The organism is Agarivorans sp., assembly GCF_050295395.1.
Lineage (GTDB): Bacteria > Pseudomonadota > Gammaproteobacteria > Enterobacterales > Celerinatantimonadaceae > Agarivorans.
In genome coordinates this window covers 1-5,501 of record NZ_JBNKPP010000099.1, presented here as the reverse complement: position 1 = coordinate 5,501, position 5,501 = coordinate 1, and the positions used below count along the sequence as shown (strand labels likewise).

Here is a 5,501-nt window from a genome sequence, read left to right as displayed (position 1 = left end):
GGCGCAAGCGTTTTTTGAAGAAAATATTAAATATTTTTCGAGCCTCAATTAACCCCCAACTAAGCCACACAATACCCACAGACTTATCCACAACCAACCTTGATTAAAAATCAACAAGCCTATGAATTAAAAGTAATTGTGTGTTTTCGCAAGTTTCTGAATAAGAAACTGTACAATTTCTAGCTTATCGAGCAAAAGCTGGCTAACATGATGTCGCAATTTTGTTAAAAATTTGCTTTCTATTATTCTAAATACATTGAGCATTGAATTTATTATGAAAAATTCCAGTTTATCTGTCGTTATTTTAATCGCCGTAGCGATCGTGGCTTTTTTTGTAGCCGGCGCAGTAGCTCCGCTACAACCTTTACATTTATCTATCGCGGTAATCATTGGTGGTGCTATCGTTCTCGTTAGTGGTGGAGTATCTACAAGCAGTGATTCTTCAGCTGGTCACTCATCAAGTGAAACCAACGACAATATTGATACCCAAACCTTATATGTAGGTAATTTGCCTTACCGTGCAAACGAATCTGCTATTCGAAAATTATTCTCTGATTATGGGCAAGTTGTTTCGGTGCGTTTATTGAAAGATAAACAAACGGGGAAACGGCGTGGATTTGGTTTTGTGGAAATGGCTTCGGCGGATGCACCTAAAGCCATTGCAGCCTTAAACGAACAAGAATTTCAACAACGTACCCTTAAAGTACGTGAAGCCAACGAGAGAAAAGACACTTAAGTAAACAACTGCAGGCTAGTTAAACGGTAAGCTTGCAGTGTTTGCTGAAAACCCAATTCGGTGGAGGCTTTAGTGCAGTAAGCACGAGCCTCCATTTTTTTTGCCTGACGAATAGTATACGCATCCAATTGCAATAAGTGACGAACTCGCTTAGCGATAGCCTCTCCTGAATCGATGAGTTTAGTATGTTGGCCTAAAACCTGTTGTAATTCGGCCTTGAGTAAGGGGAAATGGGTACAGCCAAGCACTACGCAGTCTAAATCTTCCATACCAAGCCACGGTCTAAGAGCCTGCTCTACTTGGGAAAGCTCAATGCTTTGTCCTGCTAGTTTCTGTTCTGCCAGCTTAACGAGGCTAGTTGAGCCTAATAATTCTACTTTACAATCTTCCGCAAAATCGGCGATCAACTGCTCCGTATAGGCGCGTTCCACCGTTCCGGGAGTCGCTATCACGCCAAAGTGGCGAGTTTTACTGAGCATCGCAGCCGATTTTATTGCTGGCACCACTCCCACTACCGGAATACTAAGGGCTTCACGTAAGTAAGGCAGGCTTAAGGTACTGGCCGAGTTACACGCCACCACTAATAAGTCTGGATTTAGTTTACTGACGGCTTTGCTTAATAGGAATTTTACTCGCTGAATTAATGTGTTCTCTGACAATTCGCCATAAGGAAAGTAAAGGTTGTCGAATAAATAGCTGTATTGCAGTTCGGGATTAAGAGCTTGCAGTTGCTCTAAGATGGATAAACCACCTACACCTGAATCAAAAACAAGAACGTGCATGGCCGGTTGGTGCGCCTTAAAGAAAAATCAGCCCTAGTTTAACCAAAGCTAGGGCTGAGAGCTACGCCAAGCACACGCTTTTAAAACTGATAGCTGGCACCCAGTTCAAAACTGCGGCCACGAGCTTGGTAGTTAGCAGCCGTTGAATAGTCTTTATCAAACAGGTTACGTAACTTGGCATCTAATCTAAAGCCATTGGTAAAACGGTAGTTGGCGCTTAAGTCCCATACCGCATAACTATCTAATACTTGGGTATTGGCGGCATCTTCATAAGACTCGCCACGCCAAAGAACATCCAGTACTACATTAAGCTGTTGCCAATCAACATCGGCTTTATATTTGATTTGCTCCTGTGGACGACGAATCAATCGTTTACCCGTTGCCTTGTCTTCAGTATCCAACAATTCGAGGGTAATCCGATGGTTTAGCCAAGCTGTCGAGAACTCACCTTGAACTTCAATACCTTGGATCCGTGCATCATTGACATTATCAGGAGTCCATAAAGGCCAGCTATCAGGTGCTCCGCTGTAATCGTTATCGCAGTTAGCCACACAGCCCCAAGCAATCAGATTTTCTATGTCATTGCGGAATACGTTGAATTGCCACTGTGCACGCAGCAGATCTAGGGCAAAGCCAAATTCAGAGTTAGTTGAGGTCTCTGCTTTCAGGTTGGGGTTTTCACTACCTGGGTAATAAAGGTCATTAAAGGTAGGTGCGCGGTAGGCCGTGCCGTGTAAGGCATTAAAGCGCAAATCACTTTGTAACTGCCAAGACCAACCTAAATTATAGGTGGTATGTTCACCATAATGTTGGTTGTCATCATGACGCAAGCTCGCTTCAAGCACGTGTTTAATATAATCAGCACGAGCATTAACGTAGACCGCCTTGTTATCCCGGTCTTGCTTTTGGTAGGCTACGCTAGAACCCGATATATCTTCGTTTTGTAGATCTAACCCTGCTTGTAATAGCCATTGCTTATTTAACTGGTAGGCAAGTAACCAGTTAATCGCTTGGCGTTCGGTGGAATAACGATCTGGGTTAACAAAGTTAGTCGCATCGGCACTATCGGAACGGTCTTGTTGATAATTAAGGCCTAATTCACTGGTCCACTGCTGAGCTTGATAATTTAACTTAGCCCCGTAAACAGCTTGCTTCTGTTTGTTTAGATATTTACTACCCTGAATAAACTCAGATTCACCTTCATTATATATGGTGAATATACTGGCACGCCAAGCCTCGTTGAAGCGATGTTCTATGCTGAACAAACCACCCAAGCTCTCATAGCCATAATCTTCATTGAGCGTATCTTGAGGGCGAATATCATAGCCGTCGCTGCGATTAGCATTGAGCACCACATTGTATTGGGTCTTTTCTGTTGCTAAACCACTTGCTCGAACAGCAAACTGAGCACTATCTTCTGTGCCTAATGCGGCTTTTAGACCCAAGAACTGTTGTCCAAACTCAGGACGAGTAATGATGTTAATTACCCCGCCCACCGCATCCGCACCATAAATCGAGGCGCGCGCACCACGTAGAATTTCAATCCGCTCCACTAATTCTAGAGGCAACAATGATAATTGAGCGCCGCCGTTGGTAGCGGTGTTCACTCGCACACCATCGATCAAGTATAAAGACTGGGCTGAACTAGTACCGCGAATGAAGACACTTTCGGTTTGGCCTACGCCACCATTACGAGTCACACTAATCCCCACCTGCTGACTCAATACGTCAACAATATCTTGGGCACCACTATTCTCGATTTGTTCTCTGGTCACTAAGGTTAATGGGGCAATAACGCTATTTGCAGGCTGCTGCATGCGGTTAGCTGTCACCACCATCGTTTGTTCTTGGGAGGTTTCTTGGGCATAGCCGAAAGCTGGCGCAATAGCCGCCAGCAGAATAAGCTTTTTCATCGATTTGATCCTAATCTTCGCGTAGTACTTTTGCTGCGTAGCAGCATGGGCGTTGTGGCAGGTATTCGGACTTGGAGGCGTATAACTTGTACTACGGCTACGACTTCCCGTTTAACAATCTAAACAGTGTCTGGAGATCCTTGAAAAAGATCAATCCTTGAGCTTTCGTTCCTCTTTACCGCTGCGCGTCAGTTCTGGATTTGCACCAGATTCCCTATTAAGTTTCGCAAAACGAAACACCACAGCGGGCGAGATTATAAGTGAGGCTTAATGTGATTGGTAGCACAAAAATCCTCACATTTAATCAACTTGAAATTAACTAATGTTGTCAGCAGACTGATTAGTCGGTGTTGCAGTCGCTCCGTTAAACATGGCCAAGGCCTCGGCCATGCGCTCAGCAAATCCTTTAAAACGGGTAATGTCCGCCGCTTTATCGGCAGGCTCTGCTGGACTAGAGATAGGCAAGATACCATCGAGTAATTGATCGGTAGCGGCCTTGGGTTCGGCAAACAAGGCGCTTACCTTAGCTTGAATTTCTTGCCACGAACTTAAAAACTCACTTAACTCAGGTATCAACTCAGAGCTGCTTTCAGTTTGCTGGTTGGCTCGCTGATAGGCTTGGCTCACAGCAACCGTTTGTTGCTGTTCAAAATTAACGGCAAAACCCACTAACTGCTGTTCATCGAAGCCAATACTCAAGGCATGCTCGAAGGCTTGGTCGAGATTTCCTTTGAAAAATTGGGCGCCCACTTTATCAACTTGCTTAACCAAGTCGGCTATTGCAGTTAACTCATCATCGTTCAAGTCACCTTCTACAGAAAAACTGAATTGCTGTTGCGAAGTCAGTGCAGCTTGAATCGAGGAACGTCCTTCACTATAACTAGCCGCTAATTGCGAACCATAACTGATGGTAACCTTATCACCTTCGGCGGTTTCTAACTCAATAGAGGCGGACTGACTACTCGCCATGGCCATTTGCTGTTGAATGGGCACCGATTCGAGCTGATAGTCACCCTCTTCAATCTTTTCTAAGCCATCCTGAATTAAGTCATAACTTTTATCGATGCCTTTAGCGAGTTCTTCATCGAGTAAGCCAGCATCACCCAATTCTTCACGCGCACCTTCAAAGCCCATGTCGACGCCTTTACGCGCTTGGGTCATCATCTCGGCAAGTTGGTCTTCAGGCATACCCGATTGCTTGGCACTATATAAAGAACTGGCCACAAAATTGAGCACATTGCGCGCGACTTCTTCGGCATCAAATAGTTCTACTTGTTGGGGTTTCGCTAAGCTCACCCCACCGCTAGCCAAGGATAAGGTGTGTTTTTCAACCGAGCTCAGCAATACATGGCTAGCAATAGCCCCTTGTTTATGCAAACTCGCTTTGTCGTTTGCCAGTTCATTACGCTTTTCTATTGCAGGGCTAGACTGCTTTAACAAACGCTCAGCGTAATGCTGTACCGACGTTTTACCCACACCATTTAGTTCATTCATAAGGCCTCCACGGATTTACCCTAGTCAAGCCTTATCGGCGAGCTAAATTAAAACTTTAGAAATAATCTCACTATTATTGTAGATAAACTGGACAAGTAGGCAATGCGCCTTTAAATTGCGCTGCTTGCTAGAATAGAGGAGAGGCCATGAGCGCTATCGCATATTACCCAGACCAATACCAAGAACTCTTGGCCGAAAAAGTCAACCAACGCAGCCAACAATTTGCCGAGTTCTCGCCACCTGAGCCTGGAGTATTTGCCTCTCCATTAAAGCACTACCGGATGCGAGCTGAATTTCGTATTTGGCATGAAGGTGACGACCTTTATTACATCATGTTTGATCAGCAGACTAAGCAAAAGTTTCGAGTAGACAGTTTTCCACCAGCCAGTGAGCTGATTAACCAATTAATGCCACTATTAATTGAGAAACTAAAAGCTAACACTCTGCTACGCCACAAGCTATTTCAAGTGGACTTTCTATCTACTTTAAGTGGTGAAGTAATTGTGAGCATGTTGTATCACAAAGCCATAGATGAAACTTGGAAGCTAGCTGCCGAACAATTAAAAGCGGAGCTTA

General features: G+C 44.5%; 4 protein-coding genes, 1 pseudogene and 1 riboswitch. Of the genes and pseudogenes, 2 read left to right on the top strand and 3 right to left on the bottom strand.

Features of this window, described 5'->3' with window-relative positions:
* Window positions 1–274: 274 nt before the first annotated feature.
* Window positions 275–736, top strand: coding sequence for an RNA recognition motif domain-containing protein (locus tag ACQY6Q_RS06055; protein ID WP_427979101.1), 462 nt, complete (start codon window positions 275–277; stop codon window positions 734–736).
* Here the strand turns inward: ACQY6Q_RS06055 and murI are convergent.
* From murI to ACQY6Q_RS06040, 3 genes are all read right to left on the bottom strand, one after another.
* Window positions 733–1,518, bottom strand: a complete 786-nt coding sequence (gene murI / locus ACQY6Q_RS06050) for a glutamate racemase (RefSeq protein WP_427979099.1) — start codon at window positions 1,516–1,518, stop codon at window positions 733–735. The two genes, ACQY6Q_RS06055 and murI, sit on opposite strands and share 4 nt — an antisense overlap.
* Before the next feature lie 80 nt (window positions 1,519–1,598).
* A complete protein-coding gene (locus tag ACQY6Q_RS06045; RefSeq protein ID WP_427979096.1) occupies window positions 1,599–3,431 on the bottom strand; it encodes a TonB-dependent receptor domain-containing protein in 1,833 nt (610 codons plus the stop codon).
* Between the two features lie 39 nt (window positions 3,432–3,470).
* Window positions 3,471–3,690, bottom strand: a riboswitch (cobalamin riboswitch).
* 56 nt (window positions 3,691–3,746) lie between these two features.
* Complete coding sequence (locus ACQY6Q_RS06040) at window positions 3,747–4,925, bottom strand: DUF5610 domain-containing protein (RefSeq protein ID WP_427979093.1); 1,179 nt, start codon at window positions 4,923–4,925, stop codon at window positions 3,747–3,749.
* Between the two features lie 146 nt (window positions 4,926–5,071).
* Between ACQY6Q_RS06040 and ACQY6Q_RS06035 the strand changes: the two are divergent.
* A pseudogene (locus ACQY6Q_RS06035) lies at window positions 5,072–5,501 on the top strand (tRNA (uridine(54)-C5)-methyltransferase TrmA); the annotation flags it as partial.

Bases quoted from the DNA above. Each gene is read 5' to 3' on its own strand.
- ACQY6Q_RS06055 (WP_427979101.1), top strand. From the start codon at position 275: ATGAAAAATTCCAGTTTATCTGTCGTTATTTTAATCGCCGTAGCGATC.
- murI (WP_427979099.1), bottom strand. From the start codon at position 1,518: ATGCACGTTCTTGTTTTTGATTCAGGTGTAGGTGGTTTATCCATCTTA.
- ACQY6Q_RS06045 (WP_427979096.1), bottom strand. From the start codon at position 3,431: ATGAAAAAGCTTATTCTGCTGGCGGCTATTGCGCCAGCTTTCGGCTAT.
- ACQY6Q_RS06040 (WP_427979093.1), bottom strand. From the start codon at position 4,925: ATGAATGAACTAAATGGTGTGGGTAAAACGTCGGTACAGCATTACGCT.